Source organism: Streptomyces sp. NPDC001443, assembly GCF_053597355.1.
The window spans coordinates 551,833-576,165 of record NZ_JBSFIA010000001.1; the positions used below are offsets into that span (position 1 = coordinate 551,833).

Genomic DNA, 24,333 nt, shown 5'->3' on the forward strand with positions numbered 1-24,333 from the left:
GGTGCCGCCTTGGGTGTTGCCGGTGCCGCCGCCTTGCGTGCCGCCTTGGGTGTTGCCCGTGCCGCCGCCCTGGGTGCCGCCTTGGGTGTTGCCGGTGCCGCCGCCTTGCGTGCCGCCTTGGGTGTTGCCCGTGCCGCCGCCCTGGGTGCCGCCTTGGGTGTTGCCGGTTCCGCCGCCTTGCGTGCCGCCTTGGGTGTTACCCGTGCCGCCGCCCTGGGTGCCGCCTTGGGTGTTGCCGGTGCCGCCGCCTTGCGTGCCGCCTTGGGTGTTGCCGCCGCCGCCACCCTGGGTGCCGCCTTGGGTGTTGCCGGTCCCGCCGCCTTGCGTGCCGCCTTGGGTGTTGCCGCCGCCGCCACCCTGGGTGCCGCCCTGGGTGTTGCCGGTCCCGCCGCCTTGCGTGCCGCCTTGGGTGTTGCCGCCGCCGCCACCCTGGGTGCCGCCCTGGGTGTTGCCGGTCCCGCCACCTTGCGTGCCGCCTTGGGTGTTACCCGTGCCGCCACCCTGGGTGCCGCCTTGGGTGTTGCCGGTGCCGCCCTGGGTGCCGCCCTGGGTGTTGCCGGTTCCGCCGCCTTGCGTTCCGCCTTGGGTGTTGCCAGTGCCGCCCTGGGTCCCGCCCTGGGTGTTGCCGGTCCCGCCCTGCGTGCCGCCCTGGGTGTTGCCCTGGCCGCCGATCTGAGTCCCGCCGATGGTGTTGCCGGTGCCGCCGTTGATCGTGTTGTTGACGATGTTCGTCACGTTGTTCGTGACGTTGTTCGTCACCTGGTTCACCACGGAAGGCGGCAGGCCGAGCTGCTGCGCCGCTGCCTGCGCCGCCTGCCGCCCGATCACGGCGGCCTGCGCCGCTGACGCGCCACCGCGCACCGCCTGCTGTACGGCGGCGTTGCCCTTCGCGGTGGCCGCTGCGGCGCCACCGGCCGTTGCCGTGCCCGATCCGGTCCCCGACGACGTGCACTTGACCGTGCCCAGGGAAACCGGGCCGCTGCCGGAAACCGTGGCCTTGATGTTTCCGGTCGCCCCGGCGGAGGTCCTCGAAACGGACTTTCCGTTGCTCATGACGTTGTACATCTGATTGGGAGTGAATCCGTTTCCGGTCACCGTCCCGCCCTGCACCCTGCATGTCGCCGCCGGGGTTGCCGTCGGACCGGTGGCGGCCTGGGCGGCTGGAATGGAGCAGACGACCGATCCCGCGGATATCACCGCGGTTACCGCCGCTGCCAGAATTCCCTTTGCCATGGAATTCCCTCCTCCAGGGAGTCTGAAAGTATTTCGTCTGCTCCGCACGGTCGACGACGCGACCCATTCCGATGCTCGCCTTGCGTGTCGGCTGAGTCAACTGGAATCCCAGGTCGGAGAATATTCGATCACCTCGGCTGTCACCGGAAATGCCCACACGTGAAGCGAGAGGTCGACGTATTCAATAGGCGAACCGGTGCCGGTCCTGTGGGTGGAATTAACCACATGCCGAGCGCGGAATTGACCACACGTGGTGCGGCGGTGCCGGGCGGTGCGTCCCGGCGGCACGGGCCCGCTCGCCGTGGAACCGCCCGTACACCCGCCCGTATGGGCCGCCGGGAGTGCTGCGCCCCGCGCGAGGGCCGACGCTGGGATCGGACGGCGTAGAGTCGCCGGCCGGTCCGCCCCGCCGCGTCATGCGGCCGGTGGCCCCCGCCTACGCTGGAGCTTGCGATGAGCCCGTCGGTGACGTCCTTGGCCGTTGTCTGCGACTGGCCGTTGCTCCGGTCCGGTCTGGCGCAGGCGATCAACACTCAGCCGGACCTCGAGATCACGGCCTTCGTGAAAAGCGTCGACGACCTGTCCCACAAGGAGAACGTCGCGGACATCGCCATGCTGATCAACCTGCAGATGTCCGATCAAGTGGCGTCCGGACAGGTCGCCAGGCTGCACCGGCACGGGTACGCGGTCATCGTGCTGTCGATCTCGGAGACCCAGTCCGACGCCGTCCTGTGCATCCAGGCCGGCACGCGCGGGTATCTGAGCCGGCACACCGACGACACGGAGCTGGTGACGGCTGTCCGCGCCGTCGCCGCGGGCAGCAGCTACTTCGGCGCCAGCCTGGCGGGGCACAGCCTGCCCGCGCCGCCCCCGCGCATCACCCTCCGGGAGAAGCAGATCCTGGAACTGGTCGCGAGCGGTGCGACGGATCGAGAGATCGCCGCCGAACTGAACATCACCGAGAACACCGTTCATACTCACTTGGAGCGACTGCGGAGAAAGAGCGGCTCCCGACGCAGGGCCGATCTCACCCGGCTGGCACTCAAATACGGCGTATTGGGAGACCCGTCCGCCGAGTGACCATCAGGTCGGATGGATGTCGTTCAGGCTTTCGACAGTTATCGTGGCCGGCGGATCAGAGGGCCTGGGCACCTGGACAAGAAACGGAATATAAACCATTTCGCCGTGCCGGAATTCGGCCTTCGCCGATATTCGATAACACACGACATCCGCTGGATCACTGCGCGTGGCGTAGCATCGGAGCGCCGATTCCGCGGCAGGGCTTCGCGAACTGTGTGCCGTTGCCGGGGACGCGGCCGACACCGCGATGACGCTCGCCGCCGCGGATGCCGCTGCCAGGACTGCGACTGCCTGGATTCTTCCTCGCATGGACCTGCCTCCTCCTGCGAGGGCGGGTCCGGATCGCCCGCTCATGTGTCGAGAGTCGGTCCGCTTCCGATCCTTGGCCCGCGTGCCGGTCGAGTCAACTCGAGTCGCGCCCCGGGGCGCCGGGTCAGTGGTGGTGGCCCGGCGGGGGCGGGGGAGGCAGTGTCGTGCGCGGGGCCTCGCCGGGCCAGACCAGCAGCACGGGGCACGGGGCGTGGTCGACGACGAAGCGGGTGGCGGGGCCGAGGCTGTGCGGACCGAGCCGGGTGCGGTCGCCGTCCCGGGCCAGGATCAGCAGATCGGCGCCCTGGGCAGCGAGGACGACCTCGCGCTCGACGCGTCCGGCGCGCTCCATGCGGACGCAGTCGCGCCCGAGACGATCGGCGGCGTCCTGGAGCAACCGGTGGGCCGAGGCGGCGGCGAGGTGTTCCAGCCGGGTGCCCGGGTCGCGTTCCCGGTGGCCTCGTCCCAGCAGGCCGGCGAAGGCGCCGTGGGCGGTCTCGGCGAGCGCGTCGTCGTTCACGTACAGCAGCACGATCTCCTCGTCGGGGACCGTGCGGGCGAGGGCGGCCTCGACGCAGGCGGGCCAGGTGCCCTCGGTGATCCAGACGATGACGCTCATGGGGCGGCTCCGGGAGCGTAAGGGGCGGTTTCAGGTGCCGATGGTGTGCAGCATCCCCCACAGGGCCAGGGTGGAGGCAAGAAGCGTGGCCGGTACGGTCAGCAGACCGAGCCGGGTGAACGGGCCGAGCTCCGCCCGGGTGCCGTGGGTGTGCAGGATGCGCCGCCACAACAGCGTGGCGAGGGAACCGACGTAGGTCAGGTTGGGGCCGAGGTTCACGCCGATCAGGACCGCGAGGACCGGTCCGGGACCGTGGGGTGCCACCAGGGGCAGCAGGGCCAGGACGGCGGGCAGGTTGTTGATCAGGTTGGCGAGGACCGCGGCCACCACGGCCACCACGAGCAGTTCGGTCAGGGAGTCCCCGCCGGGCAGCAGCCTGCCGAGCCCGGTGTCCAGGCCGTTGTCGACGACCGCCTGCACCACGACGCCCAGGGCCAGTACGAACAGGCAGAACAGCGGGGCGGCCGCGCCGACCAGTTCCCGGGGCGTGGTGCGGCGCCGCAGCAGCGCGCGGCCGCCGAGGACGAGCACGCCGGCGAGCGCCGCCCACGCCGGGTCGAGTCCGGCGAAGGACGCCAGCACGAAGCCGGCCAGGGTCAGGGCCAGCACCACGAGGGTGAGGACCGGGAGTTCGGGGCTCGGCTGCGGGGCGCCGGGCGTGGTGCCGGCGGCCAGGTCGGTGCGGAAGAAGACGCGGAAGACGGCGTACTCCACGACGATCGCGGCCAGCCACGGCAGCGCCATCAGCGACGCGAACCGGGTGAAGGTCAGTCCGCTCGCGGAGAACGCCAGCAGGTTGGTCAGGTTGGACACCGGCAGCAGCAGGGACGCGGAGTTCGCGAGATGGGCGGTCGCGAACACATGGGGACGCGCGCGGGCGCCGGTCCGGGCCGCGGTCGCGAAGACGACCGGGGTGAGCAGGACCACCGTCGCGTCCAGGCTGAGGACCGCCGTGGTCACGGAGGCGACCGCGAACACCCCGGTCAGCAGCCGGCCCGCGCCGCTGCCGCACCAGCGGGCGACCGCCGCCCCGGCCGCCTCGAACAGCCCCTCGTCCGCGCACAGTTGCGCCAGTACGAGGATCAGGGCGAGGAAACCGACGACCGGCAGCAGGCTGCGCGTCTGCGCCCAGGCGGCGTGCGGCGACACGGCCCCGACCAGCATGACCAGTACGGCCGCGGGTACGGCGGCCGCCGCCTCCGGCCAGCCGCGCGGGCGCACGACGGCGAACGCCAGCACGGCCAGCAGCAGCACGACCGAGACGGCCTCGTAGACGACGGTGGTACTCAGTGCGGTCCTCCAGCGAGCAGGAGCGCCTGTCGGCAACCCTCTGAACAGCGACGTTCAAGGGTCGCACCTTGGTGGGCGTCTGCCGGTGCGCGACGGTGCCGGAGGTCGGGACGGCGACCGCCGCCCCGGTGCCGTCGGTCACCCCGGGGCCGGTCCGGTCGGCCCGTCGCCCACCACCGCGGCCGCCATCAGTTCCGCCCGGTCCTGGGGCATCCCGCCGTGGCGCATCAGGGTGCGGGTCACGATCCGCCGTACCTCCCGCCACTGCTCCTCGTCGATCCGGGCCCCGGGCGGATCGTCCGCGGCCGGGGCGGCGGCCGGCGGTCCGTCCTCGCCGGGGGTCCGGTGGAGCATCCGGCGGACCAGCTCCCGCGAGGCGGTGGCCGCCCTGTCCGCCAGATGCGTCAGCACCGCGGCGGCGGCCGCCACCAGGACCGGCGTGAGCAGCTCGTGCGTGCCGGGCAGGCCGGGACCCGGTGGCCCGGCGCCGTTCGCCGCCGGGCGCGGTGCCGGTGCCCGCCGGGGATCCGCGAAGTAGGCCATGCACATCATGGCGAACGCCCGGCGTTCGGCGGCGACCTGTTCCGGTGCCACGAGGGCGGCCCGTTCGAGCATCCCCCGTGCCAGTTCCGCCACTTCGGCGTCGTACGCGTGTCGTGAGGTCTTCACGGCATCCCCCTGACCAGAGCGTCTGTGCGAGCGCGCGGGTCCGTTCCGGAGGGAGCGGCCCGCCCGGCTGTCTCGGGGGTCCAAGCTAGGAATCGACGCGACGGGCGGGGACGGGTACCGGTGAATCCGTGATCGTCGCCGTCGTCATACGGTATTGCGGCATTGCGGTATTGCGGCATTGCGGTACGCGGTCGTGCGCACACGCCCGAGCCCCCCGTCCAGCGGTGGGGCGCGGACGGAGGGCTCGGGAGGAAGAGGCGGTCGGGACCTACTTGTGCGTGCCCGGCTTGGGCTCGTAGGCCTTGCTGCCGCACTTGTTCACGTCGATCCGGACCACCTGGGGGTCGTGGTCGCTCGCCTGGTCGGCGAACTCGGAGTTGATGTGGACGACGTCGTAGTCGTAGTGCGTGACCGAGGGGCTGGTCAGGATGTGGTCGAGGGTCTGGCTGTTGCCGTCGTAGACGTAGCTGTAACGCTGGTCGGCGGGCAGGGTGTTGATGAGGTCCGTGAGGACGTCCCCGTTGTCCGTCAGGGTCTTGACCGCGTCGGAGAACTCGTAGTCGTTGAGGTCGCCGAGGGCCACGATCCGCGCCCTGGGGTCGGCGGCGAGGAGGGAGTCGACGAAGGCGTTCTCCTCCTGCGCCTGGAGCCCCCGCTGCGTCTCCGAGGAGCGGCTGGGCTCCTGGAAACGGCCGTGCATCGGGTCGTCGCCGCCCTTGGAGTTGAAGTGGTTGGCGATCACGAAGACCGTCCGGCCCTGGAACCTGAACTCGCCCACCAGCGGCTTGCGGCTGCTGTTCCACGCCGTGCTGGCGGGGTTGATGCGGCCGGGCGAGGCGGAGAGGTGGGCCTCGTGCGTCCACCGGTCCTTCACCACGGAGACGGCGGTGGTGGAGACGTCGGTGGCGGAGGCGCGGTCCACGAAGGAGACCCGCTTGGGGTTGAAGAGGAACACCTGGCGGATGTTGCCGCCGGGCTCGCCGCCGTCCTTGTCGTTGACGGGGTTGACGTAGCGCCAGGAGTACTTCGGGCCGCCGGCCGCCCGGATCGCCGCGGTGAACTTGGTCAGCGTCGCCTCGGCGGAGACGGTGCCGTCGTCGGTGGCGCCGTTGTCGTCCTGGATCTCCTCCAGGGTGACGATGTCGGGCGAGGAGAGGTTGGTGACGACGCCCTTGGCGAGACGGGTGAACTTGTCGTCGCCGTCGGTCGGGTCGAGGTTCTCCACGTTGTAGGTGGCCAGGGCGAGTTCGTTGCCCTTCTGGCGGCGCGTGACCTCCGGCTTGAGGCCGTTGTCGACGGCCGTGCCGGTGGTGGCGGCGGTCGGGGCGAGCAGGTAGCCGCCGAAGGAGGCGTAGTCGACCGGCCCCGTGGTGGTGCCGGCCAGCTCGTCGCCGACGTTGAGGGTCGGGGTGGAGCCGTCGGCCGCGGCTATCTCGATCCGGCCGGTGTTCTGCTGGTCGTAGGCGCCGTAGACGGTGCCGCCGCGCGGGGTGGGGCGCTCGTCGGGCTTGGCGGTGACGAACATCTCGCCGTAGCTGTTGGTCGCGCCGACCACGCGGGCGTCGCTGACCGAGGCGCGCATGCCCTCGATCGACTCGTAGAAGTCCTGCGAGTAGACGGCCGGCCGGAGGGGCAGGGCCTCGATGCTGCCGCCGCCCGCGGTGGGCGTGTACGTGTCCGGGACGGTCGAGTCGTCGAGGACGACCGCGTCCGGCAGGGCGTTGCCGCCGGACAGGGTGGTGGAGACCGGGCTGCCGAGCTCGGTGACCGACTGCGTGCCGGTGCCCGGGTAGTACTCCGTGACCTTGCCGCTGACCAGCACCGAATCGCCGACCGAGACGGTCGGGGCGGCGGAGCCGGTGAAGACGAACAGGCCCTCGCTGGTGGCCGGGTCGGCGTCCGGGGTCGGGTCCTGGATCCAGTAGCCCTTGCTGCCGGTGGTGCGCACGGCGGTGACGACGCCGGGCACGCCCACCACGCTCTGGCCCTTGAGGGGCGAGACCCGGGTGGTGCCCTGGATGTCGTGGATGCGGAACGCGCCGGGCGCGGTCGGCCCGCCGGAGCCGCCGCTGCCGCCGTCGCCGCCCGCGGTCTGGCCCGCGCTGTTGGTCGGGGTGGGCGTACCGGCGGTGAAGTCCGCGGAGTTGTCGTCGGTGTCGGCCAGCGAGGCGGACCGGGACACGGAGGCGGTGTTGGTCGCGGCGGGCGCGGCGGAGCCCTCGCGGACGACGGCGGTGCCGTAGCCGAGGAGGTCGACGACATCGGGGTTGCCGGTGCAGTCGGCGGCCGTCTTGCAGGTCAGCGCCGTGGTGCCCTTGACCAGGGCCACGGTGCCGCTGCCCGCGGCCATGGCGATGCTGCCGGTCGCGTCGGGGGCCGGCAGCGCGGCGGTGCCGCCGGTGCCCGCGCCCTCGCCGACCAGGTAGCTGCCGCCGGGGGCGAGCGAGCCGGTGAGGGGTGTGACCTGCCAGAGCGAGCTCGCGGACGCGGAGCCCGGCAGGTACTGGACGCTGTATCCGTCGAGCGGGTACGCGGTCGTCGAGCGGTTGGCCAACTCCACGAAGTCGTTCGTCAGCGTGGCCCCGGAGTTGCCGCCGCCGCCGTACGCCTCCGATATCACCGCAGTCGTCGACGGCGTGGCGTAGGCGGCGGGCAGCGGTGCCACGACGACGGCCGCGGTGGCGGTCGCGGCCACGAATGCGGCGCCGGCTACGCGCGTTGCGCTGGGTCTGTGAATCGGCACGAGGGTGACTCTCCTTCAACGTCCGCTGCACTAGCGGCACATGAGCTGCGATACGGCTGTCTGGGGCCATGCGTCGGCTGAGGTTACGCGCGTAGAAAGGGCGTATCAAGGGGTACGTCGTTAAATCTGCGGGTCCAGCCGCTGACATTCAGTGTCGAGTCGCCTCACCTGCGGTGATGTTGAGGCCCGATCAGCGCGCGACGCGGTAGGGCTCCGGGCTGCGGGCGCGGGCCGCCGCCGAGGATTCCCGTTCTCCGTGCATGAGCGGTGTCCGTGTGGGCACGATGTGCTTCACCGTCGAGGTCGCGAGGGTGGAGGAGCCGGGTACGGGGCATGGGTTCCGTACCGGATGCGCAGCACGAGGAGGCGTCATGAATCGTCAGGCCCGGGTTCGTGTCCGTGTCAGCCGTCGGCCCGCCTCCCCGCGGGACGAACAGATCGACCGCAGGACGCCCTCGGGCCGGATCCTGCCCTACTGACGGCCGGTCGACTGCCGGCAGCCCGTCCGCGCTCGCCGACGGGCTGTGCTCACAACGGCGACTGCCAGATCACCGTCGTACCGCCACCGCCACCGCCACCGCCACCGCCACCGTCGCTGCCGCCACCGCCACCGTCGCTGCCCCCGTCGCCACCGCCGTGGCCGTCGGTGTCGCCGTCCGGCGCCGGGGTGCCGTCGTCCGGGGTGCCGTCGTCGTGGACCGTCAGGCGTACGCCCTCGCGGCCGTCCGGCAGCGTTGCCGTGACGTCGACGGTGATCTCGACGCGGGAGACCGCGGTACGGCGTGCGGTGGCGGCCAGGGCGCGGCGCAGGGCGGCCAGCAGATGACCGGCGGCCCGGTCCGGGACCCGGCTGTCGACGGCCCCGGTGAAGCGGACGGACGGCGGTCGGCCGAGTACGGCGGCGAGGCCCGCCACCTCCCGCAGCACCCTGCCGCGGACCGTGGCGGGAGCCTCGGCGGGCGGCTGCTGCAGGGTGAGGATGGCCGTGCGCACCTCCTCGATCGTCGACTCCAGTTCGTCCTCGGCCCGGCCCAGGGCCTCCCCGACCTCCCCGGTGTCGCTGCGGCGCCGGGCGGCCTGGACCATCATGCCGGTGGCGAACAGCCGTTGGACGACGAGGTCGTGCAGGTCCCGGGCGATCCGGTCGCGGTCCTCGTAGACCGCGAGGCGCTCCCGGCCGCGCCGGGCGTCGGCGAGGACCAGGGCGAGGGCCGCCTGGGAGGCGAACTGCGTCGCCAGCAGCCGTTCCTCGGGGGTGTACGGCTGCTCGCCGCGCCGCCGGGGCAGGGCGAGGGTGCCGATCAGCCGCCCGCCGGCCTGGAGCGGCAGCATCATGCTCGGGCCGAAGCCGCGCCCGACGGGTGTCGCCGTCCGCGGGTCGCCCGCCGGGTCGTCGACGAACACCGGTTCCCCGCCCAGGAGCCGGGCGAGCACCGGATGGCCCGGCTCGATCGTGGTCCCGACCAGCGCGCCCGGGTCGTCGGGCGTCGAGGCGGTCACGACCTCCATGCCGCCCGGCGCGGTGGGCTGGAGGACGACACCGGCGGCGGCGTCGGCGAGGACCCGGGCCCGGTCGGCGACCGTCAGCAGCGCGTCGGCGGCCGGATCGCCGGTGAGCAGGGCGTTCGTCACAGCCGCCGCGCCCTCGATCCAGCGTTCGCGCCGGCGGGCCGTCTCGTACAGGCGTGCGTTGCCGATCGCGATGCCCGCCTGGGCGGCGAGGGTCCGCAGCAGCAACTCGTCCTCGGTGGTGAACGGGCCCCCGGTGCGCTTCTCGGCCACGTACAGCCGTCCGAACACCTCCTCGCCGACCCGGATGGGTACCTCCAGGGTGCCGGGCCGGGCGCCGGGTCCGTCCGGCCGTGCGGGTCGATCCGCGCCGGGTGGTCCGGGCAGGTCGGTCTCCGGCTGTCCGGGCCGGTCCGCGCCACGGACCTCCACGAGCCGTTCCGGACCCGGCCCCGTGGTGCCGACGGCCGCGCGGCGGGCGCCGGTCAGCCCGGCGGCGGCGTCCACGATGTGCTGGAGCGTGGTGCGCAGTTCGAGGTCGGCGCCGACGCCGAGGACGGCGTCGAGCAGGGGCGGCAGGTCCGGTACGCGCGCGTCGGCCATGGCGCTGCCGCCCCTCGGGTCAGGCGGCCAGCGGGTTCAGGGTCAGCGGTTCGATCCGGCCCTCCAGCATGGCGCCGAGCCCCTGCACGGCACACACGTCGGGCCGCTCGGCGATGTTCACCGGCATCCCGGTGGCCTGCCGCAGCATCCGGTCGAGTCCGGGGAGCTGGGCGGAGCCGCCGACCATCGTGATCCCGCGCTCGGCCAGGTCGGCCACCAGATCGGGCGGGCACTCCCGCAGGACCCGCCCGATACCGTCGAGCACGGCGGTCAGCGGGGTCTCGATCGCGTCGCGGACGGCGGCGGTGTCGACCCGTACGGAGCGGGGGAGCCCGGTGGCCACGTCCCGGCCGTGGATCTCGGTGGACATGAGCGCGGGCGCGTCGAGGCCGTCCACGGACAGGGCGAGCTGGAGCGGCCGCACGGACTGGCTGGGCAGCATCAACTCGTGCGCGTGCCGCAGGTGCTGGACGATCGCGTGGTCCACCGCCTCGCCGCCCACCGGGATCCGTTCGGCGGTCACGATCGAGCCGAGGGAGAGGACCGCGACCTGGGTGGCGGCGGCACCGCACACCATGATCATGGTGGCTTCCGGCCGCTCGACGGGCAGCCCGCAGCCGACGGCGGCGGCGATGAGCGTGTCGACGAGCTCGACGCGGCGCGCGCCGAGGCCGACCAGCGTCTCGATCGTCGCGCGCTGCGCCAGCGGGTCGGCGTCGTGCGGGGTGCAGGCGGCGGCGCGCAGCCGGGGCTTGCGGCGCAGACTGCGGCGGATCTTGTCGCCGAGCAGGTGACGCAGCATGCGCTGCGCCATGTCGATGTCGACGACCGTGCCGCCGGACACCGGGCGCACGACGCGGATGTAGTGCGGGGTGCGGCCCGTCATCTTCTCGGCGAACTCACCGACCGCTATGAGTGCGCCGGTGCGGGTGTTCACGGCGGCGGTGGACGGCTGGTCGACGACGAGCCCCGCCCCCTTCACGTACACCCGCGTCCTCGCCGCGCCCAGGTCGACGGCGAAGTGGCAGCGGCGCAACTGCTCCAGACTGGCGGTCATGGCAGATCCTCCCGTGAGCGCGGGGCCGGGGGGCCGGCCGGGCGGCGGGCCTTCTCTCGCATCGTTTCCGGGCCGGGCGGGGGTCGCCTGCTGGAGGGGGCCGGGCGGGGTGCCGCCGAACGGGGGGTTCTCGGTACGCCTACCGCGCGTCGGCGGGCTTCGGGAGGGTTCAGGGGTGCGGGGAGGTGTCGGGCGGGGCGTCCGTGCGGGCGGGGAGGTGCCGGGCGGGGCGTTTGTGCGGGCGGGGTGCCCGTGCGGGCGGGCCGCGGCCTACTCGCGCGTCACCACGCCCCGGATCACGCCCAGCTCCACCAGGTCCTGGGGGCGGATGCGGAGCTGGTTCGCGGTCGCCTCGGCGTCCTGGGGCGGCCGTTTGAGGATGGCGGCCGCCGGTTCGGGCGCGATGACCGAGAAGTAGCTGTCCGGCACCGCCCAGGTGTTGCCGGGCGCGGCCAGCGCCAACGCGCCGCCGGAGCCGCCCTCGCCGATCACCAGCGTGGTGACCGGCGTACGGGCGGCGGCCACCGCGCCGAACAGGTCGGCGATCGCGGCGCCCGCCCCCTGCGCCTCGGCCTCGGCGTCGTTGGCCGCGCCCGGGGTGTCCACCAGGGTCAGCACCGGTATGCCGAGCCGGTCCGCGAGCCGGACCAGCCGGGCGGCGGTGCGGTAACCGGCCGGACGGGTCGCCGTGCCTGCCTGGGCGGCGTAGGCGACGGTCCGCCCCCGGTGCTCGCCGAAGCCGCACAGCATGCCCGCGTCCCGGCCGCCGCAGCGGTCCCCGCCGAGCGCGACCCGCTGCGTGAAGTAGGCGTCCAGATAGCTCGCGGCCCGCGGACGCCCGGCCGCGCGGGCCCGCCGCACCGCCTCCCAGCCGGTCGCCGGGAGGTCCGCCGAGCCCAGCGCCCGCGGCACGGGTGCCGCCCCGGCCGACGGCGCCGTCAGCAGCCGCAGCCACCGTCCGAGCACCCCGCGCAGCTCCTCGGGCGCCACCACCGCGTCGGCGGCGCCCGCCGCCACCTGCGCCTCCGCCGTGTACGCGGCCGGGTCGGCGTCCGGCGGCCGCACCCGGGACCCCGCGAAGCCGACCTGCGCGCCGGGCAGCGCGAGGACCACGTCCGCGCCCGCGCCCAGCGTGGCCCAGCCGCCGCCCGTGGTCGGGTCCCGCAATACGGCGACCTGCGCGAGACCGGCCGCCCGGGTGAGCGCGGACTGCCGGGCCACCCGCTGGAGCTGGGTCAGCGCGAACATGCCCTCCTGCATCCGGCTGCCGCCCGTGGCGACCAACGGCACCACGGGCAGGCGGTGTTCGCGCGCATACGTGTACGCCGCCGCCAGCCGGTCCCCGGTGCGCACGCCCAACGAGCCGCCGAGGAAGCCGAACTCGAACGCGATCAGCACGGCCCGGGTGCCCTCGACGTGCGCGGTGCCGCAGACGACGGACTCGCTCTCGCCGGTGCGCGCCTGCGCGCGGGCCCGGGAGGCGTCGTAGCCCGGCCAGTCGAGCGGGCCGTCGACCGGCTCGGACTCCCTTTCCGGGTAGGGGAGTTCGGTGAAGTCGTCGGCGACGAGCGCGAGGGTGGCGCGAGCCGTGCGGCCGTCGGTCATGACGGCAGCGCCCGCTTCATGATCTTCCCCATGTCGTTGCGGGGCAGGGCGTCCAGGTAGCGGACCACGCGCGGCCGCTTGTGCGGGGCCAGCCGGGCCGCCACATGACCCGCCAACTCCTCGGACCCGGGCGGCTCCTGGGGATCGGCCGGGACGATCCAGGCGACGACCCGCTCGCCCAGGTCGGCGTCCGGCTCCCCGGTGACGGCGGCCTCGCGCACCCCCGGATGCTCCAGCAGAGCGTTCTCGATCTCGCCCGCCCCGATCTTGTAACCGCCGCTCTTGATCAGGTCGGTGGCCTTGCGGCCGACGATCCGGACGTAGCCGTCGGCCTCGCGCACCGCCATGTCGCCGGTGCGGAACCAGCCGTCGGCGGTGAAGGCGGCAGCGGTGGCGTCGGGCCGGTTGAGGTACGCGGTGAACAGGTTCGGGCCGCGTACCTGGATCTCGCCCACGCTCTCGCCGTCGTACGCGCCGAGCGGGGTGCCGTCCTCCTCGACGAGCCGCAGTTCGACCCCGGGCAGCGGCACACCGACGGTCCCGGCCCGTGCCTCGCCGTCCGCCCGCACGCTGGTGTTCATCAGCGTCTCGGTCATGCCGTACCGCTCGATCACCCGCCGGCCGGTCGCCGCCGTGATCCGTTCGTGGTCGTGCACCGGCAGCGCGGCGGAACCCGAGACGAGCAGCCGGGCCCCGGCCAGCGCCTCGGCCAGGGCGGGATCGTCGGGCAGGGCCTCGGCGATGCGGTGGTACATCGTCGGTACCCCGAACAGCATGGTCGCGCCGTCGGTCAGCTCGCGCGCCACACCGTCGGTGTCGAACCTGCCGAGATGCCGGAGCGAGCCGCCGCGCCGCAGCGGGCCCAGGACGCCCAGCACCAGGCCGTGCACATGGAACAGGGGCAGCCCGTGCACCAGTACGTCGGCGCCGGTCCACCGCCAGGCGTCGGCGAGCGCGTCCAGGGTCGCGGCGATCGCGCGGCGCGGGATGACGGCGCCCTTGGGCGGGCCGGTGGTGCCGGAGGTGTAGACGATCAGGGCGGGGTCGCCGCCGTCCGCGTCGTCGGCGTCGTCGGCGACCACAGGTTCACCGGTCGCGCGCACATCGACGTCGATCCGTGCCAGGGCGCCCACGGAGGGCGGGAGTTCGTCGCCGGGGGCGGCCAGCACCAGGGCCGGCGCGCTGTCGGACAGGATGTGGTCGAGTTCCTTCTCGCCGGATCTGGGGTTCAGCGGCACGGCGGCCGCACCGGCCAGCAGCACGCCCACGGTCGCGACGGCCGTCTCCAGCGAGGGGGTCGCCCACACGGCCACCCGGGCCGCCCCGCGGATCCGCCCGCCGACGGCCCCGGCGGCCGAGGCGAGTTGCGCGTACGTCAGGGAGCGGTCGCCGAACCGGAGGGCGGCCCGCCCGTCCGGATCGTCCGTCAGGGCCGGGAAGAGGGAGGTCACGCGGTGCACTCCTGGTGGTGAGGGAACACGTCCGGGAACAACACCTCCGTTCCTACACCAGCGGCCCCCCGGATCAGGCCCGCCCACGACTTGACGTCGGTCACTCGCGGGCGCCCGGCGCCGGACACCCGGGCGCGGCCGGCAGCGCCCGGGTGCCCACCACCGTGCTCAGGTCGGGCGCGAGCCGCAGTTCCACCGACCGCAGCGCCGGATGCTCCAGCCAGAAGCGGCGCGGCAGGTCGGGGCGGTCCTCGTGCAGCGGCGGCCAGGTCGTCGCGGGGGTGAAGTCGTCGACGACCACCGTGCCGCCCGGTGTCAGCAGCCGCTCGACGTCCGCCGCGGGACCGTCCCCCTTCCCCTGCCCGCCGCCGTCCAGCACGAGCAGGTCGTACGGCCCCCGCTCGCCGATCCGCTCCCAGTCGCCGGTGAGCACCTCCACCCCGGGCAGGTGGGCGAACAGCCCGGCGGAGACCCGGGCCCGCCCGGGGTCCCGCTCCACGCCGACCAGCCGTACGCCGTCGCCCGCGCCCGAGGCGAGCCAGGCCAGTCCGACCCCGAACCCCGTGCCGGTCTCCCCGATGACCCCCCGGGCACCCCCGGCCAACGCGTGGAGCAGGCGCCCCTGTTCGGGCCGGCAGGAGTACGGGAAGCCGTGCGCGCGGGCGGCGGCGACGGCCCGCTCGACGAGCGGGGGGAGGTGACCGTGGGAGTCGTAGGCGCTCGTTCCGGCGATCGACATGCGGCCGATCCTGCCGCGGTTCAGGCCTCGGCCGCCACCAGATCGGCGACCACGCAGCTGACGTTGTCCGGGCCGCCCGCGTCGTTCGCGGCGTCCACCAGGGTCCGTACGGCGTCGTCGGGATCGGTGCCGTCGGACAGCAACTGCCGTATCCGGTCGTCGGGGACCACCCCGGACAGGCCGTCGGAGCACAGCAGATAGCGGTCGCCGGGCAGCGCGTCCTTCAGGTGCAGGTCCGGCACCGCCGGCGCGCCGCTCGACAGGGCCTTCAGGAGCAGGGAGCGCTGGGGGTGGGCGGCGGCCTCCTCCGGCGTCAGCCGGCCCTCGTCGAGCATCGACTGGACCAGGGTGTGGTCGTGGGTGATCCGGAACAGCTCACCCGCGCGCAGCAGATAGGCGCGTGAGTCCCCGATGTGCACCAGGGCCAGCTTGGAGCCGGTCCACAGCAGGGCGGTGAGGGTCGTACCGGTCGCACCAGCCGCACCGGTCGCACCGGTCGAGGAAACCTCCTGTACGGCGCGGGTCGCGCTCTGCACGGCGTCCTCCAGCAGGTTGAGCACGCTCCCGGCGGGCACCTCCGCGGTGTCCAGGGCCGTCAGCGCCGTGACGGCGGCGCGGCCCGCCGGTCCGCCCGCCGGACCGTAGCCGTCGGCCACGGCCAGCAGCCGGGTGCCCGCGTAGGCGGTGTCCTGGTTGGCGGGGCGGACGCGGCCGCGGTCGGAGTGGGCGCAGTAACGCAGTTCCAGCATGACGGTGTCCTTCCTGGGCGGCGGCGCGGGCGCCGTCGCGGCGAGATGGTCGGCGAGGAACACGGCGAGGTCCCGCCGGGCCGCCGTCTCCGCCTCGACCCGCGCCCAGTAGGCGCGGATCTCGGCGGCGGCCGCCGCCGGGTCGAGGGCGCACACCCGGCGGATGCCGGCCAGCGGCATCCCCAGCCGCCGCAGCCACGCCACCAGTCGCGCCTGCTCCAACTGCGCGTGGGCGTAGTAGCGGTAGCCGGTCACCGGGTCGACCCGCGCGGGCCGCAGCAGCTCCAGTTCGTCGTAGAGCCGCAGCGCCTTCGGAGACAGCCGGGACGCCTTCGCGAAGGCGCCGATCGTCAGCAGGTCCATGTACATCCCGTCCGGTTTCCCTCGGTCTTCCTGCCATCGATGCTGGGGGCTGCCCCAGGGTGAAGGTCAAACACCTTGGTCCGCGGCCGCGGCCGCCGGTTAGCCTGCGTGGGTTCGTCCGCCCCCGCAGGAGGGAATCCGCCGTGCCCCGCATCGCACTCGCCACCTACGACCCCGGCCCGGAGCCGGGCAAGGACAGCGACCTCCCGGTCCTGGTGGAGGCGCTGCGGGCGGCCGGGGCGCAGGCCGTCGCCGTGCCCTGGGACGACCCCGGGGTCGACTGGAGCGGCTTCGACCTGGTCGTCATCCGCTCGACCTGGGACTACAGCTGGCGCGCGGCCGAGTTCGCGGCGTGGGTGCGCCGGTGCGACGCGGTCACCCGGCTGCTGAACCCCGCCGACGTCGTCCGCTGGAACGCCGACAAGCGCTACCTGGGGGAGCTCGCGGCGGCCGGCGTGCCCGTCGTCCCCACCCGCTACCTCGCGCCCGGCGATCCGGCGGACCTCCCGGACGGCCACGAGTACGTCGTCAAGCCCACCTCGGGCGCCGGTGCCCGCTTCGCCGCCCGTTACAGGCCCGAGGAGCGCGAGAGCGCCCTGCGGCACCTGGCCCGGATGCACGACGAGGGGCACACCGCCATGGTGCAGCCCTACGTCACCGGCATAGACGTCGGCGGCGAACGGGCCCTGCTGTACGTCGGCGGCCGCTTCCTGCACGCCAGCCGCAAGCGGGCGGTCCTGTCGCCCGGCACGGCCTACGACGCGGACAAGGTGGCGCACCCCGGCCTGGAGCCGTGGACCGCGACCCCCGCGGAACTCGCGGTCGCCGAACGGGCGCTGGCCGCCGTGCCGGGCGCGCCCGAGCTGCTGTACGCGCGGGTGGACCTGGTGGACGGGGACGACGGGCGGCCCAGGGTGATGGAACTGGAACTCGTCGAGCCGAACCTGTTCCTGTTCCTGCACCCGGGGTCCGTGGGCCCGGTGGTGGACGCGGTGCTGGCATCGGCCTGAGCGCTCCACCGAAGCGGGGCGACGGATCCGCGGGCCGTCGTGGGCCGGGCGCGCGGTGGCCCGCGCCGTTTCAGGGCGCCGCCGGAGCGGGCCGGGCCGTCGCGGTCCGCTGGAGCAGTCCCCAGGTGAACTCGGCGACGACCTCGTGCGCCGCCCCGTCCCGGTCGGGCGCCGTGAACGCCAGTCCCCACCGGGTGGGAGCCGTGCCCTGGAGCGGGCGGGCCGGGGCGAAGGCACGGGCCGCCTCGTCGACCGTGCAGGACCAGGGGACGAGGTCCTCGACGGTGCGCGGTACGGCGGCGGGCGCGCCCGGCGCCCGTACCAGCCACTCGTTCCACACCACCCCGTCGGGCGCGACGAGGACCTCGAAGCGCAGGTCGGGCCAGAGCGGCAGCGGCCACAGCCGGGCCTCGCAGTCGAGGTCGCCGATCCGGCGGGCGACGGCGGACTCGGGCGGGCCGAGGACCGAGCGGTAGCGGGCGGCCGCGGAACGGGCCCGGGGCGAGTGCAGCATGGCCTGCCAGCGCCTGTTCGCCTCCCGCATGTCGGTGAGCGAGGCGCCCAGCAGCCGGCGCGCGTCGTCCACCAGAACGGGGTTGTGGTCGGCCATGCGACGCAACAGGACCAGCTGGAGGTCCGCGGCGGTGAAGGGACCGGCGGGGGGCTTCGGGGACGGCATGGCACCCATCGTCGCGCACCGCCCGCACTCCCGGGAGCCCCGGCCATTGCCCGCGGAACCCCACTATGACTAGCCTATGTTCGCAATCCCGATCGACTGTTGAAATATCGAACGTCGATCGTGAACACTGGCAGAGCACTGTCGTGAACACCGTTGTGAACACCGTGAACACCGTGAATACCGTGAACACCGTCACCTAGTGAATCAAGGGAGGGGGCCGGTCGTGGGACGACTCGTACCTGCCGTGACCCGGGCTCTCGACATTCTGGAGCTCTTCCTCGACGGGGACGGGACGCTCTCCGCCCCCGACGTCGTGCGCAGGCTCCAGCTGCCCCGTACCACCGTGCACGAGCTGGTCACCACGCTCGCCGCCCGCCAGTACATCGTGCCGGTGCCCGGTCAGCCCGGACGCTACCGGCTCGGGGTGCGTCCGTACCAGCTCGGCAGCCGGTACGCCGAGCAGCTCGACCTCGCCGCCGAGGGGCAGCAGGTCGCGCGGTCGGTCGCCGAGACGTGCGACGAGACCGTGCACGTGGCGATCCTGGAGGGCACCGACGTCATCTACATCGCCAAGGTCGACTCCACGCACGCCGTGCGCATGGTGTCCGCCGCCGGCCGTCGGCTGCCCGCCCACTGCACCTCCGTCGGCAAGATGCTGCTGGCCTCGCTGCCCGACGCCGAGCTCGACTCGCGCGTGCCCGAGGACGCCGACCTCGTCGCGATGACCCCGAACAGCATCACCTCCCCGGCCGCGCTGCGCGAGGCCCTGGCGGAGATCCGCCGGCGCGGGGTCGCGGTGGAGAGCCGCGAGTCCAACCCGGACGTGAGCTGTGTGGCCGCGCCGGTGCGCGACCGGACCGGGCGGGTGGTGGCCGCGCTGTCCATCTCCGTGCCGATGATCCGCTGGAGCGACGAGCGCCTGGCGGAGCTGGAACAGCTCGCCGCCAAGGGTGCCGTGGAGCTGTCGGAGCGCCTGGGCCACCGGAGCGTGGCGTGACGGCGTACGAGGTGGCGGTCCGGGCGGAGGCGACGCTCGGCGAGGGCCCGACCTGGGACGCGGCGGCCGGCCGGCTGATCTGGCTGGACATCCTGGGCTCGCGGATCCACACCTACGACCCCGCCTCCGGCCGCCGCACGGTCCGTACGACCCCGCAGCACGTCGGCGCGGTCAAGCCCCGCGCGGCCGGCGGACTGGTGCTGAACCTCCGGGACGGCGTCGCCCTGCTCGACCCGGACGGCACCCTCGGCTGGCTGCACCACGACCCCGTGCCCGGCCGCCGCGCGAACGACGCCGCCGTCGCCCCCGACGGCTCGCTGTGGGTCGGCACGATGCGCTACGACGAGGCCGCGGGCGGCGGCACGCTGTCCCGGATAGCCGGCGACGGCACGGTCGAGACGGTCCTCGACGACGTGACGGTCAGCAACGGCACCGGCTGGAGCCCCGACGGCCGCCTGATGTACTACGTCGACAGCCCGACCCGCCGGATCGACGTCTTCGACCACGACGGCGGCCGGATCACGAACCGCCGCACGCTGGCGGAGATCGAGGCGGGCGCAGGCTTCCCGGACGGCCTCACGGTCGACGCCGACGGCTGTGTGTGGGTGGCCCTCTGGGACGGCGGCGCGGTCCGCCGCTACACCCCGTCCGGCACCCTCGACCGGGTGATCACCCTGCCGACCCCGCGCATCACGGCCTGCGCCTTCGGCGGCCCGGACCTCAGGGACCTCTACGTCACCACGGCCCGTACGGGCCTGTCGGCACCGTCGGCGCTCGCGGGCTGCCTGCTGGTGATCCCGGGAGCGGGCGAGGGCCGGCCACAGCCGACGTTCACGGGCTGACCCGGGACGGGCCGGGCCCCGGGCCCGCCCGTCCTCGGCCCGCAGCCGGTCGCGTGCGGACTTGGCCCTGCAGTCCGCAACCGGTCGCGGGTCGGCTCGGCCCGCAGTGCTCAGCCGGTCGTGGGCCGATCCGGCCCGGGGCCCGCAGCCGTTCGTGGGCCGGCTTGGCCCGCAGTGCTCAGCCGGTGGCGAGCCCACCCGGCCCGGGGCCCGCAGCCGTTCGTGGGCCGGCTTGGCCCGCAGTGCTCAGCCGGTCGTGGGCCGATCCGGCCCGGGGCCCGCAGCCGTTCGTGGGCCGGCTTGGCCCGCAGTGCTCAGCCGGTCGCGTGCCGACTTGGCCCGCAGTCCGCAGCCGGTGGCGAGCCCACCCGGCCCGGGGCCCGCAGCCGGTCGCGGACCGACCTGGCCCCGCAGTCCGCAGTCCGCAGTCTGTCGTGGGTCGGGGCGGGCCGGTTCGTCGTGCTCAGCCCGCCGCCTCCACCAGCCGTCGCTCCTCGTGGGTCAGCGGCGGGCCCGACAGCGGTGGCAGCAGGGGACCGTTGAGGATCGCCAGGAGGGCGGTCGGCCGGAGCAGGCGTTCGGGGCCCGTCAGCAGACTCGTCACGTCCCACAGGGCCGATGCCGCGCCGTGGGAGCCGGTCGCCGCCAGGGTCAGTCGGCGGGTGAAGCGGGTGAGCACGCGGTCGCCCGCGCCGGGCCGGGCGCCGCGGGTCTGCGGGTACCAGACGTCCTGGCCGACGGCCGCCGCCCAGGCCGCGTCGACCGGCCGGGCGGCCCCGCGCTGCACCCGGCGGGCCAGCCCGGCGCCGCCGATGCCACCGTCCGTCAGTTCCCGGCTCAGCACCCGGGCGCCGAGCGCCGCCACCGTCATGCCCTGCCCGTACGCCGGGTTGAAGGTGGCCAGCGCGTCGCCGAGCACGACCAGGCCCTCGGGCCAGTCGCGGACCTTCTCCAGGTACCGGCGGTCGTTGCGGGTACTGCGGCTGAGGTACACGTCGGTGAGGGGTTCGGCCCGGGAGATCAGCCTGCTGACCACGGGGTGGGGCAGGTCGAGGGCGTAACGCAGGAAGCCCTCCGGATCGGCGGGCGGTTCGCCGCCGCGTGTGCCGCCGAGGCTGACCATCCAGCGGCCGCCCTCGATCGGCAGGATCATCCCGCTGCGGCCCGGCCGGGACGCGTACGGGTCGGCCTGGAGGACCGTCATGGGGAAGCGTTCGGCGCCCTCGGGGGCGCGGTACACGCGGGTGGCGTTGACCAGGCCCGTGTCCACGGTCCGTTCCCGGACGCCGGTCACCCCCAGCCCGCCCAGCCAGTGCACCACCCGTGACCCGCGGCCGCTCGTGTCGACGACGAGGTCCGCGGCGAGGTCGTGCTCGCCGACGTCCTCGGCGCCCTCGGCGGCCACGCGTACGCCGCTCACCCGGCCCGCGTCGCCCAGCAGGCCGACGGCCCGGCCCCGGCGGATCACCACCCGCGGGTCCGCCGCCACGGCGACCCGCACCACCCAGTCCAGCAGCGCGCGGCTGCACGCGATCAGCCGGGGGCCCTCGTCCTGCCAGCGCCGGAACCAGCCCTCGGGGGTGAGCGCCAGCATGTCCCGGCCCAGGGACAGTTCGTGGGCGCCCGCGGCGAGGAGCTGCTTGCGTATGCTCACGCCCGGCACGACCTCCTCCATCGCCGCCAGGCCGCCGGCCATCAGCACGTGGGAGTGGCGGCCCTGCGGCAGACCCTTGCGGTGGGCGGGTCCTTCGGGCAGCTCGTCGCGCTCCAGCACGATCACTTCGTCCACGCCGGTGGACAGCGCGGCCGCGGCCAGCATGCCGGCCAGGCCGGCGCCGATGACGACAGCTCTGCGCGTCATGGGGCTCCTCAGGGTCGGTCGGGGGTCGCGGTCACCGTACCTTCACATACCGCGGTGACAGGTGTTGATCGGGTGAACTCCTGAGCCAGCTCCACCAGTTCGGCCAGCCCGCTGGTCCCGGAGGCCCTGGTGGCCCGCAGCCGGTACCCGCTCGGCGCGTCGAAGGGCCGCGACCGCGCGGCGGCATGGCGCGCGGCGGCGGCGAGCATGGCCGCCTCCGCCGCGGCCCGCGCCCGGTGCGGGGTGCGGCCCGCGCGCAGGGCGCCGTCGAGGGCCCGTTCCCGGACCCGGTCGTCGAAGTAGGGGGCCAGCGTCAGCAGCGCGTCGTGGATGGCGACCTCGCGCCATTGCAACCGCTCCCGCGGCAGCCGCCACCAGGAACCGGGCGGTGGCGGCGCGGTGGAGGCGAACCGCAGCGCCGACCACAGCGGCCCCAGCGCCCGCAGGTCGCGCAGGCTGTGCCAGTGCGCGGCGACCGAGGGCCCGAGCCGGGGCAGCACGAACCCCACGGAGCAGGTCAGCGCGCCGAGCGAGGCCATCGGCGGGGCGACGGCGGTGGACAGGAAGTCGAGGTCGTGGCCCGCCCAACGTGCCACGACAGCCGTGTACTTGGTGAGCTGGAAGCCCACCAGGTCGAGCATCGAACCGATCAGGATCAGCCGCAGTCCGGTCCGCAGCAGCCCGGTGACCTCGCGCCCCCACTTGACGCCCACCGCGCACAGCCCGACGGTGGCGACGCTGTGCCCGGCCAGATAGAGCACGATCATCTCGCGCATGTACGGCGTGTCGGCGTAGTAGGTGTCGAGGTCGGTGAGCCGCTCCACGGGCGCGTCCGCCAGCGTGAACAGCGTGACGAGGGTGACGATCAGCGCCGTGTAGGCGGCGACGGCCCGCAGCACCATGCGCCGGATCCGCTCGCGGGGCCCGCCGCGCCAGTTGATCAGCAGGACGAACAGCGAGCAGCTGTAGGCGGAGAGCATGCCGTAGGTGAGCGGGGCGCCGAAGTTGGGGACGCCGGTGAGGTCGTTGACGGCGGCCAGGGTCAGCGGGGCCGAGCAGACGAGGACGAGCGAGGCGAGGGCGAGGGTCGCGCACGTCGACACGGTCAGCGGGTTGCGCACGGCCCGTACTCCCGCGCGCGGTCGCCGGAACAGCACCGCGCCGGACAGCGCGAGGCCGACGGCGGCGACGTAGAGGACGACGTTCATGCGCTGCCCGAGGTGGTCGCGCCGCACACGCGGGCCGCCGCGACGAGCGGCGAGGAGGCGAGCGCGTCGGCGATCCGCACGAGCGCGTCCGGGCCGGGCGTGCGGTCCGCGATCCAGTCGGTCCCGGCGGCCTGCGCGAGCGGTCCGGCCCGGTGCTCCTCCTCCCGTACGGCGACCGTGATGACGGCGGCCCAGGCGACGGCCTCGGCCTGCTCGGGATCGCCACCGGTGTCCGCCAGCGCGGCCTCGCGGGTGCGGTCGTACAGACCCCGGTCGAAGAGCGCGTCCAGGTGACCGAGCGCGTTGTGGATGCTGGTCCGGCGCCAGATCAGCCGGGTGGTGGGGGAGGACCAGCGGGGCCGGGGCAGCCGCAGTGCGCGTCGGGTGAGGACGTCGTCGAGTTCCCGCTCCAGCGGTTCGAGCCGCGCGTACGCCCGCCGGGAGCTGTGCCACTGGGTCAGCCGGGGGCCGAGCAGCGGGATCAGGACGCCGGTGACCGTGGTCAGGGCGCCCAGGCCGGCGGCCGCCGGCGAGACGGTGGTGCTCAGCCCCGACCAGTCGCGCCCGCTCCAGCGGGCCGCCACCGCGGCGAGCTTGCTCACGCTGTAGCCGGCGTTGCACAGCGTGCCGAGGCCGAGCGTCACCAGGCCCGCGCGCAGCCAGCCGCGCACCTGGCGGGCCCAGCTCAGGGACGACACCGTGGTCACGACCGCGGCGACGAGGTGCCCGGCCAGGTAGAGCACGATCATCTCGGCGACGAACGGCGTCGTCGCGTAGTAGGTGTCCAGGTCGGTACGGCGTTCCACGGGCGCGTCGCCGAGCGCGAACGTCCCGGCGATGCCGACCAGGACGCAGGTGTACGCCACCACCCAGCGACGGGTGGTGCGGTGCACGTGCGGACCGCCCCGCCAGTACACGATCAGGATCAGCGCGGCGGCGCTGTACGCGGTGATCGACGCGTACGTCAGCGGGGCGGCGAGGTTCGGCACGCCGCTGATCCGGTTGACGGCGCCGACCGTCGGCGGGGCGCCCAGGAAGAAGCAGGCGCCGGCCAGGCCCAGCACCACACAGATGGCCCGCAGATAGGGGTCGCCGCGGTGCCGCATCAGGTCGGGGGCCTTGATCACCAGGCCCAGCCACAGCACCCCGCAGCTCACATAGTTGATCAGACCGCTCATCCTCGTGTCCCGCGGTAGTTGAGGGCGGCTCCGATGCGCCCGGACAGATCGTGGGTGCCGTTGCTGTCGGCGGCGTACACGGAGTCGGCCGGTGCTTCCAGCCAGGTGCGCAGCCGACGGCCCATCAGCATGCCGAACTGGTCGGCCTCCTGCTCGTCGGCGAGGCTGAAGTCGGTGCGTGCCGCGACGAGTCGGGGGCCCGCGCCGTCGACTCCCGCGTCCGTGCCGTCCGTTCCCTGCCGGTGCATGTGCCACACCTCGTGACAGAAGATCACTATCTGGTGCCAGGCGGCGGCCCGTTTGTCGATGACGACGTCGTCGTGGGTACGCCCGTCCAGCCACAGCCCGCTGGCGGTGTGCGGCGGGAACACCCGCCGGTGCACGACGACCTCCCGGCCCCGCCACTGGCTGACCGACTCCACGAGCGCGTCGAAGAGGTCCCCGGGGTCGGCCGGGATCGGGATCCGGATGGGATCGATGAGCGTGCCGGCGAGCCGGCGCATCTCCCGCTTCGTACGCACCGTCGAAATATGCCGGGA

The 24,333-nt window shown here is 74.1% G+C and carries 19 protein-coding genes and 1 pseudogene; 4 read left to right on the forward strand and 16 right to left on the reverse strand.

Annotation, left to right across the window (positions count from 1 at the left end; genetic code table 11):
* Nucleotides 1-1,233, reverse strand: a pseudogene (locus ACWC24_RS02345) (hypothetical protein); the annotation flags it as partial.
* Between the two features lie 453 nt (nucleotides 1,234-1,686).
* On the opposite strand from ACWC24_RS02345, the gene ACWC24_RS02350 reads away from it, so the two are divergent.
* Nucleotides 1,687-2,313: a LuxR C-terminal-related transcriptional regulator gene (locus ACWC24_RS02350; RefSeq protein WP_450660925.1), complete on the forward strand. Its 627-nt coding sequence runs from the start codon at nucleotides 1,687-1,689 to the stop codon at nucleotides 2,311-2,313.
* Nucleotides 2,314-2,746: 433 nt separating this feature from the next.
* On the opposite strand, the gene ACWC24_RS02355 is transcribed toward ACWC24_RS02350, so the two are convergent.
* The 10 genes from ACWC24_RS02355 to ACWC24_RS02400 all read right to left on the reverse strand — a co-directional run bounded on the left by ACWC24_RS02355 (nucleotide 2,747) and on the right by ACWC24_RS02400 (nucleotide 16,019).
* Nucleotides 2,747-3,241, reverse strand: coding sequence for a universal stress protein (locus tag ACWC24_RS02355; protein WP_450660926.1), 495 nt, complete (start codon nucleotides 3,239-3,241; stop codon nucleotides 2,747-2,749).
* 30 nt (nucleotides 3,242-3,271) lie between these two features.
* Nucleotides 3,272-4,531 carry an SLC13 family permease gene (locus tag ACWC24_RS02360; RefSeq protein ID WP_450661047.1) on the reverse strand — a complete coding sequence of 420 codons (1,260 nt, stop codon included), beginning with the start codon at nucleotides 4,529-4,531 and terminating at the stop codon, nucleotides 3,272-3,274.
* 138 nt (nucleotides 4,532-4,669) lie between these two features.
* Nucleotides 4,670-5,200 (reverse strand): hypothetical protein, encoded by a 531-nt coding sequence (locus ACWC24_RS02365; RefSeq protein ID WP_450660927.1) that lies wholly within the window; start codon nucleotides 5,198-5,200, stop codon nucleotides 4,670-4,672.
* A 268-nt stretch (nucleotides 5,201-5,468) separates the two neighbouring features.
* Nucleotides 5,469-7,943, reverse strand: coding sequence for an endonuclease/exonuclease/phosphatase family protein (locus ACWC24_RS02370; RefSeq protein ID WP_450660928.1), 2,475 nt, complete (start codon nucleotides 7,941-7,943; stop codon nucleotides 5,469-5,471).
* A gap of 528 nt (nucleotides 7,944-8,471) precedes the next feature.
* Nucleotides 8,472-10,055, reverse strand: coding sequence for a GAF domain-containing protein (locus ACWC24_RS02375; RefSeq protein WP_450660929.1), 1,584 nt, complete (start codon nucleotides 10,053-10,055; stop codon nucleotides 8,472-8,474).
* A gap of 19 nt (nucleotides 10,056-10,074) precedes the next feature.
* Entirely contained in the window at nucleotides 10,075-11,112 is a 1,038-nt protein-coding gene (locus ACWC24_RS02380) for a rod shape-determining protein (protein ID WP_450660930.1), read from the reverse strand.
* Between the two features lie 270 nt (nucleotides 11,113-11,382).
* Nucleotides 11,383-12,717, reverse strand: a complete 1,335-nt coding sequence (locus ACWC24_RS02385) for a carboxyl transferase domain-containing protein (RefSeq protein WP_450660931.1) — start codon at nucleotides 12,715-12,717, stop codon at nucleotides 11,383-11,385.
* On the reverse strand, nucleotides 12,714-14,168 hold the full coding sequence (locus tag ACWC24_RS02390) for an acyl-CoA synthetase (RefSeq protein ID WP_450660932.1): 1,455 nt from the start codon (nucleotides 14,166-14,168) through the stop codon (nucleotides 12,714-12,716). The genes ACWC24_RS02385 and ACWC24_RS02390 overlap by 4 nt, the downstream gene beginning before the upstream one ends.
* A gap of 100 nt (nucleotides 14,169-14,268) precedes the next feature.
* Entirely contained in the window at nucleotides 14,269-14,907 is a 639-nt protein-coding gene (locus tag ACWC24_RS02395) for an O-methyltransferase (protein ID WP_450660933.1), read from the reverse strand.
* A 20-nt stretch (nucleotides 14,908-14,927) separates the two neighbouring features.
* The gene (locus tag ACWC24_RS02400) at nucleotides 14,928-16,019 is read right to left on the reverse strand and encodes a MerR family transcriptional regulator (protein ID WP_450661048.1); all 1,092 of its coding nucleotides are present in this window, start codon (nucleotides 16,017-16,019) and stop codon (nucleotides 14,928-14,930) included.
* Between the two features lie 143 nt (nucleotides 16,020-16,162).
* Between ACWC24_RS02400 and ACWC24_RS02405 the strand changes: the two genes are divergently transcribed.
* Nucleotides 16,163-17,029, forward strand: coding sequence for an ATP-grasp domain-containing protein (locus ACWC24_RS02405; protein ID WP_450660934.1), 867 nt, complete (start codon nucleotides 16,163-16,165; stop codon nucleotides 17,027-17,029).
* A gap of 70 nt (nucleotides 17,030-17,099) precedes the next feature.
* On the opposite strand, the gene ACWC24_RS02410 is transcribed toward ACWC24_RS02405, so the two are convergent.
* Nucleotides 17,100-17,708 carry a hypothetical protein gene (locus ACWC24_RS02410; protein WP_450660935.1) on the reverse strand — a complete coding sequence of 203 codons (609 nt, stop codon included), beginning with the start codon at nucleotides 17,706-17,708 and terminating at the stop codon, nucleotides 17,100-17,102.
* Between the two features lie 223 nt (nucleotides 17,709-17,931).
* Between ACWC24_RS02410 and ACWC24_RS02415 the strand changes: the two genes are divergently transcribed.
* Both ACWC24_RS02415 and ACWC24_RS02420 read left to right on the forward strand, forming a co-directional pair.
* The gene (locus tag ACWC24_RS02415) at nucleotides 17,932-18,705 is read left to right on the forward strand and encodes an IclR family transcriptional regulator (protein ID WP_450660936.1); all 774 of its coding nucleotides are present in this window, start codon (nucleotides 17,932-17,934) and stop codon (nucleotides 18,703-18,705) included.
* Nucleotides 18,702-19,547, forward strand: a complete 846-nt coding sequence (locus ACWC24_RS02420; protein WP_450660937.1) for an SMP-30/gluconolactonase/LRE family protein — start codon at nucleotides 18,702-18,704, stop codon at nucleotides 19,545-19,547. Before ACWC24_RS02415 ends, ACWC24_RS02420 begins: the two co-directional genes overlap by 4 nt.
* A 463-nt stretch (nucleotides 19,548-20,010) precedes the next feature.
* On the opposite strand, the gene ACWC24_RS02425 is transcribed toward ACWC24_RS02420, so the two are convergent.
* From ACWC24_RS02425 to ACWC24_RS02440, 4 genes are read right to left on the reverse strand one after another with little or no spacing between them, the layout of a single operon-like run.
* Entirely contained in the window at nucleotides 20,011-21,408 is a 1,398-nt protein-coding gene (locus ACWC24_RS02425; protein WP_450660938.1) for an FAD-dependent monooxygenase, read from the reverse strand.
* A gap of 8 nt (nucleotides 21,409-21,416) precedes the next feature.
* Nucleotides 21,417-22,643, reverse strand: a complete 1,227-nt coding sequence (locus ACWC24_RS02430; protein ID WP_450660939.1) for an MAB_1171c family putative transporter — start codon at nucleotides 22,641-22,643, stop codon at nucleotides 21,417-21,419.
* On the reverse strand, nucleotides 22,613-23,794 hold the full coding sequence (locus ACWC24_RS02435) for an MAB_1171c family putative transporter (RefSeq protein WP_450660940.1): 1,182 nt from the start codon (nucleotides 23,792-23,794) through the stop codon (nucleotides 22,613-22,615). The genes ACWC24_RS02430 and ACWC24_RS02435 overlap by 31 nt, the downstream gene beginning before the upstream one ends.
* Complete coding sequence (locus ACWC24_RS02440) at nucleotides 23,791-24,315, reverse strand: toxin (RefSeq protein WP_450660941.1); 525 nt, start codon at nucleotides 24,313-24,315, stop codon at nucleotides 23,791-23,793. The genes ACWC24_RS02435 and ACWC24_RS02440 overlap by 4 nt, the downstream gene beginning before the upstream one ends.
* Between the last annotated feature and the right edge of the window lie 18 nt (nucleotides 24,316-24,333).

What these genes read in the sequence shown, in the direction of transcription:
- ACWC24_RS02350 (WP_450660925.1), top strand. Translation starts at nt 1,687, where the DNA reads ATGAGCCCGTCGGTGACGTCCTTGGCCGTTGTCTGCGACTGGCCGTTG.
- ACWC24_RS02355 (WP_450660926.1), bottom strand. Translation starts at nt 3,241, where the DNA reads ATGAGCGTCATCGTCTGGATCACCGAGGGCACCTGGCCCGCCTGCGTC.
- ACWC24_RS02375 (WP_450660929.1), bottom strand. Translation starts at nt 10,055, where the DNA reads ATGGCCGACGCGCGCGTACCGGACCTGCCGCCCCTGCTCGACGCCGTC.
- ACWC24_RS02380 (WP_450660930.1), bottom strand. Translation starts at nt 11,112, where the DNA reads ATGACCGCCAGTCTGGAGCAGTTGCGCCGCTGCCACTTCGCCGTCGAC.
- ACWC24_RS02385 (WP_450660931.1), bottom strand. Translation starts at nt 12,717, where the DNA reads ATGACCGACGGCCGCACGGCTCGCGCCACCCTCGCGCTCGTCGCCGAC.
- ACWC24_RS02395 (WP_450660933.1), bottom strand. Translation starts at nt 14,907, where the DNA reads ATGTCGATCGCCGGAACGAGCGCCTACGACTCCCACGGTCACCTCCCC.
- ACWC24_RS02400 (WP_450661048.1), bottom strand. Translation starts at nt 16,019, where the DNA reads ATGGACCTGCTGACGATCGGCGCCTTCGCGAAGGCGTCCCGGCTGTCT.
- ACWC24_RS02410 (WP_450660935.1), bottom strand. Translation starts at nt 17,708, where the DNA reads ATGCCGTCCCCGAAGCCCCCCGCCGGTCCCTTCACCGCCGCGGACCTC.
- ACWC24_RS02425 (WP_450660938.1), bottom strand. Translation starts at nt 21,408, where the DNA reads ATGACGCGCAGAGCTGTCGTCATCGGCGCCGGCCTGGCCGGCATGCTG.
- ACWC24_RS02435 (WP_450660940.1), bottom strand. Translation starts at nt 23,794, where the DNA reads ATGAGCGGTCTGATCAACTATGTGAGCTGCGGGGTGCTGTGGCTGGGC.